Origin of the sequence: Rhodococcus sp. JVH1, assembly GCF_000280725.2 — a bacterium.
GTDB classification, from domain to species: domain Bacteria; phylum Actinomycetota; class Actinomycetes; order Mycobacteriales; family Mycobacteriaceae; genus Rhodococcus_F; species Rhodococcus_F jostii_A.
In genome coordinates, this window is the sequence record NZ_CP166289.1 from 5,962,178 (window position 1) to 5,980,062 (window position 17,885).

The window sequence follows — 17,885 nt, forward strand, 5'->3', positions numbered from 1 at the left end:
GGCGTGACATGGACTTCGAACTGACCGACGAACAGAAACTGCTGCGCGACACCACCCGCGAACTGCTCGGGCGCAGCTACGACGCGGAGAAGCGCAACGCTGTCACCGACACCGAGCAGGGGTGGAGCCCGCAGGTGTGGAAGCAACTCGCCGAAGTCGGACTGCTGGGCCTGAGCTTCGACGAGGAAGACGGCGGAATGGGCGCCGGACCTGTCGAGGTCGCATCGGTGATGACCGAGATCGGCCGCCGCCTCGCGCCCGAACCCGTCCTCGACGCCGTGCTCGTGCCCGGCGGCCTGATCGCTGCGGCCGGCAGCACGGAGCAGCGTCGCCGGATTCTGCCCGACGTGTCGGAGGGGAACCTCCTGCTGGCCTTCGCCGATCGGGAACCGGGTGTGCGCTGGCCGTCCACCCAGGTGTCCACGATCGCGAAGAAGGACGGCGACGCGTGGACCCTCACGGGCACCAAGAACCCCGTTCCGCACGGCGGCAGCGCGAACACTCTGGTCGTCACGGCGGCACTCCCGGACGGTGGGGTCGGACTGTTCCTCGTCGACGCCGATGCCAGCGGCCTGACCCGTACCGCCTACGCGACCCACGACGGACTGCGGGCCGCGCAGGTGGAACTGTCGGACACCCCGGCTGAGCCTCTCGGTACGGGCGGCGACGCGTCGTCGGCGATCGAGAGCGCGCAGATCCGGGCGCAGGCGGCACTGTGTGCGGAGGCCGTCGGCGCGATGGAGGAAGCGCTGCGACTGACCACCGAGTACCTGAAGACCCGCAAGCAGTTCGGTGTCCCGATCGCGAAGTTCCAGACGCTCACGCACCGTGCGGCCGACATGTACGTGCTGCTGGAACTGGCTCGTAGCATGAGTCTCTACGCGACGATGTCGCTGGCCGACGGAACCGTCGATCCGGTGGTCGCCTCCCGCGCCAAGCTGCAGATCGGCCGCTCCGCCCGCACGATCGGGCAGGAAGCGATCCAGATGCACGGCGGCATCGGCATGACGGCCGAGTATCCGGTCGGGCATTACGTGAGCCGGTTGACGGCCATCGAGCACACCCTCGGCGGGTCCGACGACCACCTGCGGGTGCTCGCGTCGGCGACCACCCAGGGGACCGTCAGCATCATCTAGCCGCGCCCGTGAGTACTTATTAACCGCGGGCGGTTAATAAGTACTCACGGGTCCAGGTCTCGGATTGGTATCGGAAAGAGCGTTTTCGACGTGTCGCACGGGGACCCCAGTGTGACGCGGCTAACGTTCTGCGCGCACACCAGAACTCACGGGGGATGTACGTAATCTCGGTGAAGGAGCATTGCCATGGGGTCCGGTCCAGTCAAAGCGATCATGTGGAGCCTGCTTTTCGTGGGACTCGTCGGTGCGGGAGTCGGGATCTCCGAACTGCACGTTCCCTGGACGGTCGCGTCGCTGATCGTCGCCTCGGTCTCCGGACTGGTCCTGCTCAGGATCCGCGCCGACGCGCACCCCGAACTGCACAGCGACCGCCGGATGGCCGCCGGCTGACCCCCGGTCACTCCGTCTGAAGACTGTCCGCCCACCTGCCGATGTCGCCGCGTTCGAGTGCGAGCGCCAGCAGTTCCGGGAACCTGTCCGGGGTGCAGGCGAATGCGGGGATGCCGAGCGCACCGAGGGCCGCCGCGTTGTCGTGATCGAACGACGGGGCGCCGTCGTCGGACAGCGCCAGCAGAACAACCACCTGGACGCCTACGTTTTTCATCGCCGACATCCGCCGCAGCATCTCCGCGCGGATCCCGCCCTCGTACAGGTCCGAGATCAGCACGAACAGCGATTCGGTCGGTCTGTCGATCAGTGACTGGCTGTAGGCGATGGCCCGGTTGATGTCGGTGCCGCCGCCGAGTTGCGTGCCGAACAGCACGTCGACGGGATCGGACAGCTTGTCGGTGAGGTCGACGACCGCCGTGTCGAACACGATCAGCGACGTCTTCAGCGCGCGCATCGAGGCGAGGACCGCGCCGAACACGGACGCGTACACGACGCTCGACGCCATCGACCCGGATTGGTCGATGGCGAGGACGACGTCGCGGTGCACGGCCTGCGATCGGCGGCCGTATCCGAGCAGTCGTTCCGGCACCACCGTCTTGTACTCGGGGAGGTAGTGCGCGAGGTTGGCGCGGATGGTGCGATTCCAGTCGATGTCGCGGTACTTGGGGTTGGTGATGCGGGCAGACCGGTTCAGGGCACCGGTGACGGCTGTCCTGGTCTTCTGCGCGATCCGTTCCTCCACCTCCCGGACCACCTTCTCGACGACCATCCGGGCGGTGGCCTTGCTGGTCTCGGGCATCACCCGGTTCAGGCTCAGCAGCGTGCCGACGAGGTGGACGTCCGGTTCGACGGCGTCGAGCAGTTCGGGTTCGAGGAGCAGCTGGGTGAGGCCGAGCCGGTCGATGGCGTCCTTCTGCATCACCTGCACGACGCTGCTCGGGAAGTAGGTGCGGATGTCGCCGAGCCAGCGCGCGACCTTCGGCGCCGATCCGCCGAGACCCGCGCCGCGACGGCGGCTCTTCGACCCTTCGCTGCTGGTGTCGTAGAGGGCGGCCAGAGCGTCGTCCATCGCCGCGTCCGCCTTGGACGCGAGACCTCCGGTGGATTCCTCGGCGGCGTTGCCCAGCAGCAGCCGCCACCGACGTAACCGCTCCGCGTCCTCGGTCACGACGTCACCCCCAGAATGTCCGCGACGGTCCGGATCGCGATCGTGCCCCGCCTAGCGTCGACCTCGGCGCGGGCATCTTCCGTGGACCCGTCCTCCACGGACTGCCCGATGGCCCGGCGTTCCCCGGTTTCGAACCCGCCGAACGTGCGCCGCAGCAGTGGCAGAACGTCGACGAAGTCCTGCTCGCGTAGTCCCGACACCCATCCGTCGAGCAGTTGAAGCAATTGCCGGTCGTGGACCAGCAGCAGCCCTCCGCCGCCGAGGAAGCCGTCGACCCACCCCGCCTTGGCGGAGGGATCCGCGCCGACGGACAGTGCCCGCGACAGTCGGGTGGCGGACTCGGTTTCGCTGACGGTGCCTGCGTCGCGGAGCAATCGGACCATGCGTCCGATCACGAGGCCGTTCACGTCGCTGCGGTCGACGAGGCCGGCGAGTGTGCCGAGCCACCGCGCCGACGCACGATCGTCGTCGCGCAGCATCACCGCCGCGTGGACGTCGTCGACGGCGCGGCGCAGGTCGAGTGCGCTGTCGTCGTCGAGACCCGATATCGCGGTGGGCAGTCCGGCGCAGATGCGGACGAGCAGGCTGTCGGTGACGCGGGTGAGGGACGAGACGTCGGTGCCGCGGACGTCTCCGTATCGCAGCGTGCGGGTGAGCGCGGGCAGGGCATCCATCAGGTGCATCACGTCGTGGTCGAGCGTGGCCGCCGTCTCCAGTGCGCGCAGCAGCTCGGCCAGCGCATCGCCGAGATCCGACAGCAGGGCCTGTTCGAGCAGCCCGGTGAGCTGGGCGAGGGAGACATCAGCGGACGACGCCCCCTCGCGCACCTTCGCTGTAGCCGCGGCCTCGACGGTGGTTCCCCACAGCGACGCCTCGATGATCGACACCGCCAGTTCGGGTTTCCAGGTGAGGGACCACGTTTCACGGAACGTGCCGGTGCCGCGGACGTCGCTGTCGGCCGGCGTGCCCCAGTCGACACCGAGGATCTGCAGGCGGTGCAGGAGCCGGGACCGCGCGACGTCGTTGTCTCTGCGCAGGTCGAGGTCGATGGTCTTCTCGGTGGCCTGCTGCTTGAGCCGCAGGGTTTTCGCCCGCGCCCGCAGGTCGGCGTCGAGGGGAACTGTCGGGGTGTTCTCCGGGACGGCGCCGAGTGCCTCGCCGACGACGAGACGACGCGTGATGAGGTCGAGCAGGACATCGTCGCCGTCGCACATCACGGCGCGGGTGGCCTCGGTGACCTCGGAGAGACTGGCGAGCGGCCGCGCACGCATTGCTGCCAACGTGTCCGCGAGACGGACGGATTCGATGACGTGCGCGCTCGACACCGGAAGGTCCTCGTCCCGCAGTACCCGCGCGACCTTCGTGAGCCATCGGGTGATCGTCCGGTCCGGTGCGGTGAACAGGTGGTGATACCAGCCGGGGGAGGTGATCCCGGCGCCGTACCCGGACGCGGCGGACAGCCGCGAGTGCGTCCACGGCACCCACGTGAGCGAGGTCTTGATCTTGGGGAGTCCCTTGAGGATTCGCGCGTCCGCGGTGGCCGGTCCGAGAGGTCCGGCGAGTGCGGGGGCGTGCCAGGCACCGCACACCACCGCGATCCGCTGCGCGCCGCCCTTGATCACCTTCCGCAGCGTCTGCCGCATGTACGCCTCGCGTCTGCTGGTGGGTTCGTCGAGTTCGACGGTGTCCCGCAGGGCGGTCATGGCCTCGGTGATCGCGTCGAACGAGTCGGGACCCGAACCCGATTCGATGACGGCGTCCCACCAGCGTTCGGTGTCGTCGTAGCCCGCCGCGGCGGCCAACTGGGTCAGCGGATCCTCGGCACGGGGCTCGGAGTCGTCGGCGGCGAGGGTATTGGCGGCGGGCAGGTCGCAGAAGCGGACTTCGACGCCGCGCCCAGCCGCCCACGACAGCGCCTGCCACTCCGGGGAGAACACGGCGAACGGCCAGAACGCCGCCGTCCGGGGCTCCCCGGTGGCATACGCGAGCAGGGCCACCGGAGGTTCCATGGTGTCGGAGGCGGTCAACGCGACCAGCGGATCGGCGTCCGCGGGCCCTTCGATCAGGACGGCGTCGGGGACGAATTCGTCGAGCGCGCGCCGCACCGATCGTGCCGAACCGGGCCCGTGGTGGCGGATGCCGAAGACACGGACGTCGGAGTTCACCCGGTGACCTCGCGGCACGCCCGGTAGAAGTCGGCCCAGTCCTCCCGTTCGCGGACCACGGCCTCGAGGTACTCCGTCCACACCACCTTGTCGGCGACCGGGTCCTTCAGCACGGACCCGAGGATGCCGGCGGCGACGTCGGACGGGCGGAGCACCCCGTCGCCGAAGTGCGCGGCGAGGGCGAGTCCGTTGGTGACGACGGAGATCGCCTCCGCCGTGGACAGCGTTCCGGACGGCGACTTCAGCTTGGTGCGGCCGTCGCCGGTGACGCCCGACCGGAGTTCGCGGAACACGGTGACCACGCGCCGGATCTCGTCGACGGTCGCCGGGATCTTCGGTAGTTCCAGCGAGGACCCGAGTTGCTCGACGCGCCGCGCGACGATGGCGACCTCATCCTCCTCGTCGGCGGGCAGCGGCAGGACCACCGTGTTGAACCGCCTGCGCAGCGCGGACGACAGTTCGTTGACCCCGCGGTCGCGGTCGTTCGCGGTGGCGATCAGATTGAAACCCTTGGCGGCCTGCACCTCGGTGCCCAGTTCGGGGATGGGCAGCGTCTTCTCCGACAGCACGGTGATGAGCGCGTCCTGCACATCGGCGGGAATGCGGGTGAGTTCCTCGACCCGTGCGATCCGGCCGCCCTGCATGGCCGTCATGACGGGGGACGGAACGAGTGCACCCGCTGTCGGGCCCTCGGCGAGCAACCGCGCGTAGTTCCAGCCGTACCGGATGGCCTCCTCCGGCGTCCCCGACGTTCCCTGGACGAGCAGCGTCGACTCGCCGGAGACCGCCGCCGACAGGTGTTCGGACACCCACGTCTTGGCGGTTCCGGGGACGCCGAGCAGAAGCAGCGCGCGGTCGGTCGCGAGCGTCGCGACGGCCACCTCGATGAGCCGGCGGGGACCGACGTACTTGGGGGTGATGACGGTGCCGTCGTCGAGTTCGCCGCCGAGCAGGTACGTGACGACCGCCCACGGAGACAATTTCCAGGACGGTGGCCGGGGCCGGGTGTCGTGCGCGGCGAGGGCGGCGAGTTCGTCGGCGTAGGCCTGCTCCGCGTGGGGTCGTAGCAGGTCGGCCTGGGCGGCCGCGATCTCGGTCACTCGAGCTCCTTCAGGACTGTTCTGCGATGGTCGATGTTGGTGGCGACGGCGGCGAATGCCTGGTGCCAGCCGGGATCACGGGTGCGTTCGGCGGCCGCGCGGAGGAGCGGCGCCGCAGCGAACGGGAAATGCGTCTCGGCGCTGCGGAGGGTCGAGTAGTGGCTGTGCCGGGAGAACTGCCCAAGATCCTTGCCGGTCTCGGCGTGCCGCCCGGCGACGTCCTCGAGGCGGGCGATCACCCGCTCGGCCAGGTCGAGCGGCCAGGGGTGGGGCAGACCGTCCAACAGGGCGGCGCCGTCGACGCCCAGCAGGTAGGAGTCGGCGCGACCCGACAGGATGTATGCCAGGCGTTCGCGGGCGGGGACGATCGGTACGACGCGACGTTCGGTTGTCCGCCCCTCCCGGTGCAGCAGAGCAGACGCCCAGCGCGGATTGCGCTGCAGCACGGTCGCGGTGGTCCACGCCTCCGTCATCACCTCCCGCCACTGGTCTTCGATCCGGATCTCCCACGCGGTGGAGGCGGAGCCGATCATGCCTTCCCACACCGACAAGGGGGCGGCGGTGACCACCATCCGCAACCACCAGCTGCGGATTCCCTTGTTCTTGAAGTGGACGTCCTCGATGCCGTCGCGACGGGCCGAATCATCCAGGGAGCCGGGCATGTTCACCACGAGACGGGTGCGCAGCGGCTTCTTCTCCACCCGTACCCATGCCCGGGCGCGAGCGGACATGCGCCCGGCGTACGCGGAGTTCGGCAGCTGGCGCAGCAACTGGACCGCCTGCTGGCGCACTTCTTTCCGCCGGTCGTCGAGTGCATGCTCGAGCAATGCGGAGTCGGCGTCGCCGAGCCCCGTTCCCAGAACGGCGATGAACGCCGCCCGGTGCTCGCCCCGTTCGGAATCCCAGGTGCGGCTCAGTTCGGCCATCGCGATCGCCGGGTTCACCGCCCGCATCGTCGTGAGCCATTGCAGTCGTTCCTGGTGTGCGCCGTGCGTCCACACGTCGGTGCGATCGGATCGGCGGACCAGCGTCGACCAGTCCGGGTTCTGCGCGGCGAGCCACTGGCCGCGGGGGCCCACCAGCCGGAGGATGCTCTCGCGGTGGGCGTCGTTGGTGCGGGCCACGGCCATCAGGTCGGCGACGAGATGATCCGGCGCGCGGTAGTTCCGCTCGGCCACGACCGCGAACCACTCGGTGAGCGTCCACGACTTGGCGGCGAGCAACTGCATCAGGTGCGACGCGGACGCCGGCGGCAACTGCAGCCGCGGATCGTCCTCGGCGGGGGCGGGCAGCACGCGCGCGGAGGCGGCGACTCCGCCGTCGCGGTATGCGTTCTCGAGCGCGGCGGCGGCCAGCAGGGTCTCCGCCGGGTCGCCGCTGACCGCTTGTGCCAGTTCGCCGGTGGCCAGATCCTCGAACGAGGGGGCAGTCCGTGCCGTGCCGAGCAAGGCGGCGGACAGGAGTTCGCTCATCGCCGGCTCCCCGCCGCCGCGGCCGAGGGCGTGCCGGCCCCGAGCGGGTACACGTCGCCGCGATCGAACACCGACACGGGGACCAGCGATTCGCTGGTCCACTCCCCGAACAGGGTGACGGGACGGCCGCCGGACATTCCGAGGAGCCGCCACAGGACAGGGTCTTCGCCGGACAGCGGCAGCGCGCGCCCCTGCGCGTCGACGAGGAACCAGTGCCCGTCGTCGATTGCCGGGGTGACGCCGGTGAGCAGCGCCGGCCACGAGCGGACCCACGGGTCGGCGCCGACCGCGGCGGCGAAGTGGTCGAGAGCGGTGTCGACGTCGCTCGGTGCGACGGTGGTGAACGGTTCGGGGGCCTCGTGAGCGTCGCCGAACTGGGCGCGCAGCGGCGCGGCGCCGGGGTAGAAGTGCAGGGTGGCGTCGACGAGCGACCCGAGCGGCGGGACCACTGTCGAGAAGTTCGCGGAGCCGTGCGCGAAGTCCAGGAGGATCGCGCGGCGACCGTGGTCGCGGCCGATCAACCACACCTTGCGGGTGAAGAGGCGCTTCTCCTCGGTGGTCTGCATACCCAGGACCATCCACCGGTCGCGGACTCCCGGCTCGCTGCGCACGCGGTCGGTGGCCACCGGGTACCCCACGTGCGAGCGCACCGACGCCTGCAGTGGTTCCGGTAGCTCGTTCAGCCGGCGATGGGCGACGACGAGGAGGTGCAGCCTGGCGTACTCGCGGAGCAACCGGTCCGGCCAGTCGGCGCGGGTGGCCACGACGATCGGCAGGCGGCGCAGGGCGGACGCGATGCCGGGCGCCTGCGCGTCGACCATGCGGGCCGCGATGGCGTCGAACGCGGATGCCGAGATGTCGGCTGCGCCGAGCCCGCTACGGATCTGGTCGGTGAGCCACCGGTCGAGTTCGTCGAGGCCCGCCGTCACCCGCTCGGCCCGGCGTTCGGTGGCCTTCGCACCGGCCGTCGTGGTGGCCGCAGCCGCCGGCGCGGTTGCCCGCCCCGCCCGGCGGCTCAGCCACTCCGCCGCGAACGGCGGCGGTTCGGACTGCTCCGGGACCCGGCCCTGCGACCAGATCAGCAGCAGGCCGAGCGTGTGTTTGCAGGGAAATTTTCGGCTCGGGCACGAGCAGTTGTACGCCGGGCCGGAGAGGTCGACGACCGATCGGTAGGGGCTCTTGCCGCTGCCCTGGCACAGTCCCCAGACCGCGCCACCGTTGCTGCCCGTCTCCGACCACGCGGCCGACAGCTTTCCGGCGGCAGCGAGCGAGCCGGCATCGGGGGCGACCGATGCGACCTGTCCCTCCGACCAAGGCGACGTCACTCCGCAACCGTAGGGGAGTTGTCCGACAGGAAGGGAGGAGGGTGCGCGGAATTGTCGGCCAACTTCGGTGTGGACGTCGGTCTCCCGTGTCAAGCTGTCGTCAGGTACGACAGCGAGGGAGTGGGCCGGTGATCCACGGAAGGTATTTCGAGTTCAAGGGTCGTCCCGCCGTGCGGTTCCGGTGCACGTACCCGTTCCCCGTCCCGAGGCTGTGGGAGGCGGTGTCGGAGCCCGACGAGCTCGCGCACTGGTTTCCGTCACGGGTCCGCCTCGACACCTACGCCGGCGGCGACATCGAGTTCTTCCCGGAGCCGCACAGCGACCCCGAGACGGGGACGGTCCTCGTCTACGGCGCCCCGTACACGCTCGCGTTCACGTGGGGCGGGGACGAGATCCACATCGAGGTCGAGCCGACCGCGGACGGGTGCGCCCTGACGCTCGTCAACGTTCTCGAGGTCCGCAACACCGCAGCCAGGAACGCCGCCGGGTGGAGCGTCTGCCTCGCCGACCTCGACCGGCACCTCGACGGCTCCGACGTGCCCGGTCACCGTGGAGATGCGTCCGCGGACTGGCGGCCGTTCTATCAGACCTATTTGGGGGAGGGGATGCCGTCGGGTGCGCAGATCCCCGGGGAGCCCGCCTGACCGTGGCCGGCGGCGGTCCGGCGTCGAGGGCGTTCGAACAGGCTCTCCACGTCCGACGCCGGCTCGTCCGGCTCCTCGACCGCGATGTTCCCGCCAGTCCTCAGCCACCCGTTCCGCAGCGAAGATGTCAACCAGTTGTCCAGCGCGGCTTGGGTTTCGAACTTCAGCACGATCACGCAGACATCGGAGGTGCTGCTCTCCTTCAGCCATCCTCCGCCGAGGAATCCGGGAAACAGCCGGGCGAGCCCGAGTCCGGTCTGGATCCAGTCGGCGAACTCCTCGTCGCAGCCGGGAAGGACCCGGCGGACGATGGTCGTCGTGACGGACGCATCCACCGGCCCGGCTGTTCCGGCGCCCTCGGCCGCGTGCTCCATCGTTTCCTACCTCGGTTCCGCTCACCCCCGTGACACGTGCCACCTCAAACTACCAGCGGATACGACGTCACAGGTCGTAGAAGGGTGCGGCGTACCTGAACGTGCCGGTGATGCTCGGATTCCAGCGTGCGAGCCGGCGGACCTGGAAGTGGGACGACCACGAGGGCTGGCCCGGCTCGATCCCGACCGACGTTCCGGAGACGAAGCCGAACCGCGGGTAGTAGTCGAGGTGACCGAGCAGTGCCACCAGGGGTTCGTCCCTGGCGTCGGCGCCGCCGAGCGCGGCGTGCATCAGTGCCGAACCCACGCCGTCGCGCTGGACGTCGGGGAGCACGCCGATCGGGCCGAGCGCGAGTACGTCCGTGGAGTCGACGGTCGCGCGGGTCAGGCACACGTGGCCGGCGACGGACCCCGCCAGTTCGGCGACTAGGGACAGTTGCGGAATCCACGCGTCGCTCGACCGCAATCGGGTCACAAGGCCGACCTCGAGGGGTGCGTCGCCGTCGAAGGCCTGCCGGTGCACCTCCGCCACCGCGTCGATGTCGCCCAGATTCTCGCGTCTGATCAGCATGCGGACAGAGTGTATCGACGGGCCCGCGGCCGCAACGGATTTCTGACGGCGCCCGTTGTCCGGCCGGTAGCGGTGGACGGAAAGCGTTCTCCAATTGTGACCGTGTGACGATTCGGGCCGAATGAATTTCCGAACGATCGATAGCAGTATGGGCAGAACGTGAGTCGAGCGAAGGGCAGCGGGAATCGGGGTGCGGGTGGTCGAGGCCAGGGTGGTCGGATACAGTTGCGGTGTGCAACACAACGAGATCGAGCCGGAGGAAACGTCCGCGTCGGGCGTGGTGGCCGTCCATGACGAACTCGTCCGCCTCGTCCGTCAACTGGTTGCCGATGACCGTCCTCCCGTCGGATCCCCGACGTTCGCTCAACATTCGCTGCTCTCCTTCGTCGCCCGCAATCCGGGATGCCGGGCCACCCAGATCTCGGACGCATTCGGCGTGCACCGCTCCACGGTGTCGCGTCAACTCCGGGGCTGCATCGACGAGGGGTGGGTGCACGCCGAGCCGGGACCACTCCGCAGCGGTCATCCGTTGAGCCTCACCGACGGCGGCGTCGCGGTGCTGGCCGGCGCCGACGCACGCCGCGTGGAGGAAGTCCGCGACCGGGTGGCCACGTGGTCGGACAGCGAAATCGCCGCGTTCGCACGGCACCTCCGGAAATTCCGCCAGGGCGGCGACACAGACCACGACAGCATCGGAGACGACACCCGTGCGTGAGTACACCAGCGCCCCGACGTTCACCGTCTCCGACCACGAGAACGCCGTGCTGAGGGTGTTCGCGCACGCCGAGAGCCATCCGGATCGGGTGATGTACACGCGTCCGGAGTCCGGCGGGTGGGTCGACGTGACGGCCAAGGACTTCGGTGCGCTCGTCATCGGGGCCGCGAAGGGGTTGATCGCCAACGGTGTCCAGCCCGGCGACCGCGTGGCACTGCTGTCGTCGACGAGATTCGAATGGTCGCTGCTCGACTACGCGATCTGGGCGGCGGGCGCCGCGTCCGTCCCGATCTACGACTCGTCCTCGCACGATCAGATCCGGTGGATCATCGAGGATTCGGGGGCGGTCGCCGCGCTCGTGGAGACTCCGGCCCACGCGTCGAGTTTCGAGGGCGACGGCATCCCCTACACGCTGAAGCGCATCCTCACCATCGACGAGGACGCGGTGGGCACGCTCATCAAGGACGGATTGTCCATCGACGATTCCGAGGTGTTCAAACGCGTGGTGGCGCTGACCGCCAACGATCTCGCCTCGCTCGTGTACACGTCCGGGACCACGGGCCGTCCCAAGGGCTGCATCCTCACCCACCGGAACTTCCTGTCGGAGGTGCGGGCGTTGCTCGCGGCACCGATCGGTGACGTCGCGCGGCCCGGCAACCGCGTCCTCACGTTCCTTCCGCTGGCGCACGTGCTGGCGCGCGCAGTGTCGCTGGCGATGTTCGAGGCCGGCGCGACGCAGGCACACTGGTCCGACTTCGGCACGGTCACGGGCGAATTCGAACGTTTCCGGCCCAACACCATTCTCGGTGTACCCCGCGTGTTCGAGAAGGTGCGGGACGGTGCGGCGCGCAAGGCGGCGTCGGCGGGCGGCCTGCAGAAGCGGATCTTCGACTTCGCCGAAGCCACGGCGGTGGCGTACAGCGAGGCCCAGGACACGGGCGGTCCGTCGCTGCGGCTCCGGCTCGAGCGTGCGCTCGCCGACAAACTCGTCTACGCGAAACTCCGCGCCGCACTGGGCGGCGACTGCTGGTGGGCGATCTCCGGCGGCGGCGCCCTCATGCCGAGGCTCGGTCACTTCTTCCGCGGCATGGGTGTTCCGGTCTACGAGGGTTACGGTCTCACCGAATCGACTGCCGCGCACTGCGTGAACGTTCCCGGCACCCAGAAGATCGGAACGGTCGGTCAGCCACTGGGCGGCAACAGCGTGCGCATCGCCGAAGACGGTGAGATCGAACTGCGCGGCGGCGTCGTGTTCGGCGGTTACTGGCGCAACGAACACGCCACCCGGGACGTGCTGAACGACGGCTGGTTCCGCACCGGCGATCTCGGCGACCTGGACGACGAGGGCTACCTCACCATCACCGGCCGCAAGAAGGATCTGCTGATCACCGCCGGCGGCAAGAATGTGTCGCCGGGGCCTCTCGAAGACCGGCTTCGCTCGCACACCCTCGTCTCGCAGGCGGTCGTGGTGGGCGACGGCCGCCCGTTCATCGGTGCCCTGCTGACCGTCGATCCGCAGGAATTCGACAAGTGGAAGTCCGCGCACGGCAAGCCGTCCGACGCCACGGCGGCGGACCTGCGCGACGACGAGGAGCTGCGCGGGGACCTGCAGGACGCGGTGGACGACGCGAACACCACCGTCTCCCACACGGAGTCGATCAAACGGTTCGTCGTCCTCGGCCGCGACCTCACGGAGGCCGACGGGGAGCTGACCGCCACCCTGAAGATCAAGCGTCCCGTGGTGACCGAGCGCTTCGCCGACGACATCGCGAGCCTGTACCGGCGGGGCTGACCCGTTACGGTGGCGGCATGACAACAGCTTTCGTTCTGTCGGGTGGGGCGAGCCTCGGTGCCATCGAGGTCGGCATGTTGCAGACCCTGATCGGCAGGGGAATTCGGCCGGACCTCGTCGTCGGCACGTCCGTCGGCGCGCTCAACGGTGCCTGGCTCGCCGGCGGCTCCTCCGATGCAGATCTGCGTGAACTCGCAGACCTGTGGCGTGGTCTCACCCGCAGTGCGGTGTTCCCCACCGGACTGCTTACCGGATTCACCGGTTTCGTCGGCCTCCGGAACCATCTGGTGTCCAACCGCGCCATCCGGAGGCTGCTGGAGCAGAATCTCCGGTTCGAACGGATGGAGGACGCGCCCATCCCGCTGCACGTCATCGCCGCCGACGTGCTGACCGGCAAGGACGTCCGGCTGTCGACGGGGCCGGCCGTCGACGCTGTGACCGCCAGCGCGGCGCTGCCCGGCATCCTCCCACCCGTGGTGATCGACGGCCGGGCGCTGATGGACGGCGGGGTCGTCGACAACACGCCCATTTCCCATGCCATCGAGTTGGGGGCCACGACCGTGTGGGTACTCCCGACCGGATATGCGTGCACCCTGTCGAAGGTCCCCGGAAGTGCCCTGGGCATGGGGTTGCTCGGTGTGACCCTCGCGATCAATCAGCGGCTCGCCCTCGACATCGAGCGGTACGAGAGCGTCGCCGACATCCGGGTGGTTCCCCCGCTGTGCCCACTGGACACGAGTCCCGCCGATTTCGGCGACGCCGACGAGCTGATCACGCGAGCTCGGGAGCAGACCGCGAAGTGGCTCGACGAGGCGCGGGTCGTCGAGGTCGGTCAGGCCGATCTGCTGTTGCCGCACGTGCACGGATAACCGTCAGCGGCATCCCGCAGGCGCCGGCACGCCGGCCAGTCGTTCGTCGATCCAGCGCACCACCTCGGGCAGCGCGAACACGGCCGCGGTGAGGTGCTCGCCGAACTGCGGGGCGTAGGTGGCGTCGCCGCCACCGCGGCACCACTCCTGCTGCAGCGTGATCACCCCCTCCTCCGGAATCCATTCGTCGCCGAGGAACACTCGCGACGACCCGTGATACAGCAGCACCGGCGTGACCGGGGTGAGCGCGCCCATCCTGTTCTCGGCGACCACCGTTCGGGCCGTGGGATCGCCGAACGGGTCGGGTACGGCCGCGAACAGTTCGGCGGGAAGCAACGCGATCCCGGCCGGTGCGAGGGCCAGGATGCACTGGTCCTTCAGCGGGGACGTCGCCAGCAGCACACCGAGCGGATTCGCCAATGTCAGCATCTCCGGATATTCGCGGGCGAGCCCGAGGACAGCGGACAGGTACAGACCCGAACCGAGCTGGCCGTTCATCGTCCTGCGCAGCAAACCGAAATCGGCGGGGATGCCGCCCGCGGCGGCGCCGGCGAGTTCGACGTCCGGCGCGTACGACGGTTGCAGTTGCGCCGCCCAGCCGGTGGCGATCGCACCACCGCTGTAACCCGTCGCGACGACCGGACTGTCGGAGAGCCCGAGGCCGGGCAGACGCTTCATGCCGCGGATGCTGTCGAGCACGGCATGACCGGCCATTCGTCCGGCGCTGTACGCCATCCGCGGCCCCTCGTGGTCGGGCACGAGCACCGCGTAGTTCTTCGCGAGGAACAGCGACAGCACCGGTGGGATGTCCAGGTCCAGGGTCTGCCAGTCGTGCACCATCTTGTAGGACGGGGTGCACCGGGCGCCCAGGGAGTCGATGGGCATGTTGTAGGCGACCACCGGTCTCGGTTCCGTCGCCGTCCACGCCGCGGTCGGTACCAGGACTGTCGCGGTCACCGGCACGGGACGGTGCTTGGAATCGTTGGAACGCACCATGATCTGGTGAGCCCGGTGCGGCACCAGTGTGTTCGGGAACGCCCGGAGCGTCACTTCCCGCGAGCGGATGATCTCACCGGCGTCGAACTCCGCGACATTCGGCGGCCACGCGAAGAAGTCGTCGTCCGGAATGGGGGACGGGAGAATGGATTCGGCGCCCAGGGGCTGGGCGGCGACACGTGGGGGATGGGCGCAGACGAACGCGGCCGCGCAGGTGGAGAGTGTCATCAGGACCACTGCACGAAACAGCTTCATCGCTACCACCGCCTGAGGTAACTGTCCCAGAATGTAACTGTAACTCCAGTCACATCTTCGCAGATCGACACGGGTACAGCGGTGGTTTGTTTTCGTCGCGGGGTGGTTACTGTGTGTGCATGGCGGTCACCGTGGAGCGGGCAGTACTCGAGCAGGCTGAAGACATCGTTCAGATGCACTGGGACGCTGAGGATTGGATCCTGGCCAGGGAACTCGACGCACCCGCCCGGGGTGAGGTGTCGCTCGCCGACGTTCGTGAACAGATCGAGTTCGGGGAATGGCGTGTCGCGCTGTTCGCGGGAATCGTGGTGGGGGCACTGCGGGTGCTGCGGTCCGACCCCGACGTGTGGATCGAGGACGACATACCGGCCGCCTACGTGGCCCGGGTCATGACCGACCGCCGGCACGCCAGCGCGGGACTCGGCGCCCAGTTGCTCCGGTGGGTCGACGAGCACGCCCGCTCCGAGGACGCGTCCGTCGTCCGGCTCGAGTGCGTCGAAACCAACGCCCGGCTACGCGACTACTACGAGGAGCAGGGTTTCTTCCTGGTGGGTCGCAGGGACTTCGACGTGGAGTGGCCGAGCGTCGTGCTCATGGAGAAATCCCTGCGCTGACCGTTCACAGCGGGTCGAGGATGCGGTGCAGGAACTGGCGCAGTCTCGGCCCGGTCGGGTTGGCGAGTACGTCTCTCGGTGTGCCGCGTTCGAGTACGACACCGTTGTCGACGAACAACACCTGGTCGGCCACCTGCTGCGCGAACCGGATCTCGTGGGTGACGATCACCATCGTCCAGCCCTCGGTCGCGAGATCCCGGATCACCCGCAACACCTCGCCGACCAGTTCGGGGTCGAGTGCGGACGTGGGCTCGTCGAACAACATCAGTTTCGGTTTCAGGGCGAGCGCCCGGGCGATACCGACCCTCTGCTGCTGACCGCCCGACAGCTGGTACGGGTACTGGTCCGCCTTCTCCGCCAGGCCGACCTGGGTGAGCAACCGCATCGCGTCCGCGCGCGCCTCGTCCTTGGGGCGTTTCTGCACCACGATCGGCCCCTCGGTGACGTTCTGGATCACCGTCTTGTGCGGAAACAGGTTGTGGGCCTGGAACACCATGCCGCTCTGCCCGCGGAACGCGGCCAGCGTCGACCGGTCCACCTTGGCGCCGAAGTCCACGGACACGTCGCCGATGGAGATCGTCCCGCGGTCCGCCACGTCGAGGGCGTTGAGGGTGCGCAACACCGTCGTCTTGCCGGAGCCCGACGGCCCGATGATGACGGTCACCGTTCCGGCCCCGACGTCGAAGCTGATGTCGCGCAGGACGTGATGGTCGCCGAACGACTTCTCGACGCCGGATACCTGAAGCAGGGGAGGGGTGCCGGTCATTTGGCCACATACCTGTCGAGTCGGGCTTCGAGCCGGCCCTGGACGGCCGACAGGAAGATGCAGATCACCCAGTAGTACAGCGCGGCGACGCTGTAGAGGGCGAAGAAGTCGAACGTCGGCGCGGCGGCGAGCTGGGCGACGCGCAGCAGTTCGGTCACCAGGATCGTCGATGCCAGCGAGGTGTCCTTCACCAGCGAGATGAGTGTGTTGGACAGCGGCGGCACCGCGACCCGCGCGGCCTGCGGCAGGACGATCCGCTGCAGTGTGGTGGTGTACCCCATCCCGATGGTCTGCGCGGCTTCCCACTGCCCCTTGGGGATCGACAGGATCGCCGACCGGATCACCTCGGCGGCGTACCCGCCGACGTTGAGGCTGAACGCGATCACGGCCGCCGGGAAGGGGTCGAGAACCACGCCGAACTGGGGCAGCGCGTAAAACACGATGAACAGCTGCACCAGGAGCGGCGTGCCGCGGATGATGGACACGTAGAACCGGGCGATCACCGACAGCGGTCTGATCGACGAGATCCGGGCGAGCGCCACCAGCAACGCGATGACGAGCCCGATGGTGAAGCTGATGATCGTCAGCGGAATCGTCATGGTGACCGTGGCCTTCAGCATCGGCCACAGGTTGTCCAGGATCAGTTGGACTGTTGCGTCGTCCACAGGCAGGCTTTCAGTTGGTCGGTGCCGAGACGTCGGTGCCGAAGTACTTCTGCGAGATCTGGGTGAGCGTTCCGTCGGCACGCAGTTCGTCCAAGGCCTTGTCGATGTCGGGCATCAGACCGCTGTCCTTGCGGGCCGCGAACGCCTGCTCGCTCGTGTCGCCGGTTTCAGCGGCCACTTTCACACCGGTGTCGCTCGTCTGCTTCTGATATTCGGCGACGGCCAGATTGTCGTTGACGGTGGCGTCGACCCGGCCGTCCTTGAGCAGGGTGATGGCCTGCACGAAGCCCTCGACGGATTCGACGTTCGCGCCCGCGTCCCTGGCGACCTGCGCCCAGTTGCTCGTCGCGGACTGCGCCGTCGTCTTGCCGTTCAGGTCGGCGAGCGAGGTGATCGAGTTGTCGTCGGCGCGGGTGACGATCACACCCTCGGAGTAGGTGTACGGCGTCGACAGGTCGTACTTCTGGGTGCGTTCGTCGTTGACGGTCACCTGGTTGGCGACGAGATCGTAGCGTTTCGCTTCGAGGCCCGCGAAGATCGAGTCCCACGGTGTCTGCGTGAACTCGACGGAGACGCCGAGTTTGTCACCGACCGCGCGGATGACATCCACGTCGTACCCGGTGAGCTGACCTTCGGGGCCCTGGTAGCTGAACGGTGTGTACGTGCCCTCGGTGCCGACCTTCAGGACCCCGGCCTCGCGAACCTGGTCGATGACCGGCCCCGAGTCGGAGTTCCCACACCCCGCCAGCGACAGCGCGGTCAGGACGGTGATCAGGACGGCCGGAAGTGTGCGTCGCACGGGGTTCCTCCTCTGTCGGCGGATCAGCTAACCGTACTGGTCGAACGCTACCCGGATAGGATCTTCCGG

General features: G+C 68.7%; 18 protein-coding genes. 7 read left to right on the forward strand and 11 right to left on the reverse strand.

Annotation, left to right across the window (positions count from 1 at the left end):
• The first annotated feature begins 8 nt into the window (after positions 1-8).
• Positions 9-1,136, forward strand: a complete 1,128-nt coding sequence (locus JVH1_RS27730) for an acyl-CoA dehydrogenase family protein (protein WP_009474614.1) — start codon at positions 9-11, stop codon at positions 1,134-1,136.
• A 186-nt stretch (positions 1,137-1,322) separates the two neighbouring features.
• The gene (locus tag JVH1_RS27735) at positions 1,323-1,526 is read left to right on the forward strand and encodes a hypothetical protein (protein ID WP_005252231.1); all 204 of its coding nucleotides are present in this window, start codon (positions 1,323-1,325) and stop codon (positions 1,524-1,526) included.
• Between the two features lie 7 nt (positions 1,527-1,533).
• On the opposite strand, the gene JVH1_RS27740 is transcribed toward JVH1_RS27735, so the two are convergent.
• From JVH1_RS27740 to JVH1_RS27760, 5 genes are read right to left on the reverse strand one after another with little or no spacing between them, the layout of a single operon-like run.
• Positions 1,534-2,694 (reverse strand): VWA domain-containing protein, encoded by a 1,161-nt coding sequence (locus JVH1_RS27740; RefSeq protein WP_009474613.1) that lies wholly within the window; start codon positions 2,692-2,694, stop codon positions 1,534-1,536.
• Positions 2,691-4,859 carry a DUF5682 family protein gene (locus tag JVH1_RS27745; RefSeq protein WP_009474612.1) on the reverse strand — a complete coding sequence of 723 codons (2,169 nt, stop codon included), beginning with the start codon at positions 4,857-4,859 and terminating at the stop codon, positions 2,691-2,693. The genes JVH1_RS27740 and JVH1_RS27745 overlap by 4 nt, the downstream gene beginning before the upstream one ends.
• Positions 4,856-5,959 (reverse strand): AAA family ATPase, encoded by a 1,104-nt coding sequence (locus tag JVH1_RS27750; protein ID WP_009474611.1) that lies wholly within the window; start codon positions 5,957-5,959, stop codon positions 4,856-4,858. Before JVH1_RS27750 ends, JVH1_RS27745 begins: the two co-directional genes overlap by 4 nt.
• On the reverse strand, positions 5,956-7,431 hold the full coding sequence (locus tag JVH1_RS27755) for a DUF5691 domain-containing protein (RefSeq protein ID WP_009474610.1): 1,476 nt from the start codon (positions 7,429-7,431) through the stop codon (positions 5,956-5,958). The genes JVH1_RS27750 and JVH1_RS27755 overlap by 4 nt, the downstream gene beginning before the upstream one ends.
• Positions 7,428-8,756 carry an SWIM zinc finger family protein gene (locus JVH1_RS27760; RefSeq protein ID WP_009474609.1) on the reverse strand — a complete coding sequence of 443 codons (1,329 nt, stop codon included), beginning with the start codon at positions 8,754-8,756 and terminating at the stop codon, positions 7,428-7,430. Before JVH1_RS27760 ends, JVH1_RS27755 begins: the two co-directional genes overlap by 4 nt.
• A gap of 128 nt (positions 8,757-8,884) precedes the next feature.
• Between JVH1_RS27760 and JVH1_RS27765 the strand changes: the two genes are divergently transcribed.
• Complete coding sequence (locus tag JVH1_RS27765; RefSeq protein WP_009474608.1) at positions 8,885-9,400, forward strand: SRPBCC family protein; 516 nt, start codon at positions 8,885-8,887, stop codon at positions 9,398-9,400.
• Here the strand turns inward: JVH1_RS27765 and JVH1_RS27770 are convergent.
• Both JVH1_RS27770 and JVH1_RS27775 read right to left on the reverse strand, forming a co-directional pair.
• A complete protein-coding gene (locus JVH1_RS27770; RefSeq protein ID WP_011594815.1) occupies positions 9,346-9,774 on the reverse strand; it encodes an antibiotic biosynthesis monooxygenase in 429 nt (142 codons plus the stop codon). The two genes, JVH1_RS27765 and JVH1_RS27770, sit on opposite strands and share 55 nt — an antisense overlap.
• Before the next feature lie 67 nt (positions 9,775-9,841).
• On the reverse strand, positions 9,842-10,345 hold the full coding sequence (locus JVH1_RS27775) for a GNAT family N-acetyltransferase (protein ID WP_009474606.1): 504 nt from the start codon (positions 10,343-10,345) through the stop codon (positions 9,842-9,844).
• A 190-nt stretch (positions 10,346-10,535) separates the two neighbouring features.
• On the opposite strand from JVH1_RS27775, the gene JVH1_RS27780 reads away from it, so the two are divergent.
• Genes JVH1_RS27780 through JVH1_RS27790 form a run of 3 tightly spaced genes read left to right on the forward strand, consistent with a single transcriptional unit; the run spans position 10,536 to position 13,721 of the window.
• Positions 10,536-11,060, forward strand: coding sequence for a MarR family winged helix-turn-helix transcriptional regulator (locus JVH1_RS27780; RefSeq protein WP_009474605.1), 525 nt, complete (start codon positions 10,536-10,538; stop codon positions 11,058-11,060).
• Entirely contained in the window at positions 11,053-12,852 is a 1,800-nt protein-coding gene (locus tag JVH1_RS27785; RefSeq protein WP_009474604.1) for a long-chain fatty acid--CoA ligase, read from the forward strand. Before JVH1_RS27780 ends, JVH1_RS27785 begins: the two co-directional genes overlap by 8 nt.
• Positions 12,853-12,869: 17 nt before the next feature.
• Positions 12,870-13,721, forward strand: coding sequence for a patatin-like phospholipase family protein (locus tag JVH1_RS27790; protein WP_009474603.1), 852 nt, complete (start codon positions 12,870-12,872; stop codon positions 13,719-13,721).
• A 3-nt stretch (positions 13,722-13,724) separates the two neighbouring features.
• On the opposite strand, the gene JVH1_RS27795 is transcribed toward JVH1_RS27790, so the two are convergent.
• The gene (locus JVH1_RS27795; protein ID WP_009474602.1) at positions 13,725-14,972 is read right to left on the reverse strand and encodes a lipase family protein; all 1,248 of its coding nucleotides are present in this window, start codon (positions 14,970-14,972) and stop codon (positions 13,725-13,727) included.
• 119 nt (positions 14,973-15,091) lie between these two features.
• Between JVH1_RS27795 and JVH1_RS27800 the strand changes: the two genes are divergently transcribed.
• Positions 15,092-15,586, forward strand: a complete 495-nt coding sequence (locus tag JVH1_RS27800; RefSeq protein WP_037197085.1) for an N-acetyltransferase — start codon at positions 15,092-15,094, stop codon at positions 15,584-15,586.
• A 4-nt stretch (positions 15,587-15,590) separates the two neighbouring features.
• On the opposite strand, the gene JVH1_RS27805 is transcribed toward JVH1_RS27800, so the two are convergent.
• From JVH1_RS27805 to JVH1_RS27815, 3 genes are read right to left on the reverse strand one after another with little or no spacing between them, the layout of a single operon-like run.
• On the reverse strand, positions 15,591-16,352 hold the full coding sequence (locus tag JVH1_RS27805; RefSeq protein ID WP_009474600.1) for an amino acid ABC transporter ATP-binding protein: 762 nt from the start codon (positions 16,350-16,352) through the stop codon (positions 15,591-15,593).
• Positions 16,349-17,017: an amino acid ABC transporter permease gene (locus JVH1_RS27810; protein ID WP_009474599.1), complete on the reverse strand. Its 669-nt coding sequence runs from the start codon at positions 17,015-17,017 to the stop codon at positions 16,349-16,351. The genes JVH1_RS27805 and JVH1_RS27810 overlap by 4 nt, the downstream gene beginning before the upstream one ends.
• A 10-nt stretch (positions 17,018-17,027) precedes the next feature.
• The gene (locus JVH1_RS27815; protein WP_009474598.1) at positions 17,028-17,816 is read right to left on the reverse strand and encodes an amino acid ABC transporter substrate-binding protein; all 789 of its coding nucleotides are present in this window, start codon (positions 17,814-17,816) and stop codon (positions 17,028-17,030) included.
• Between the last annotated feature and the right edge of the window lie 69 nt (positions 17,817-17,885).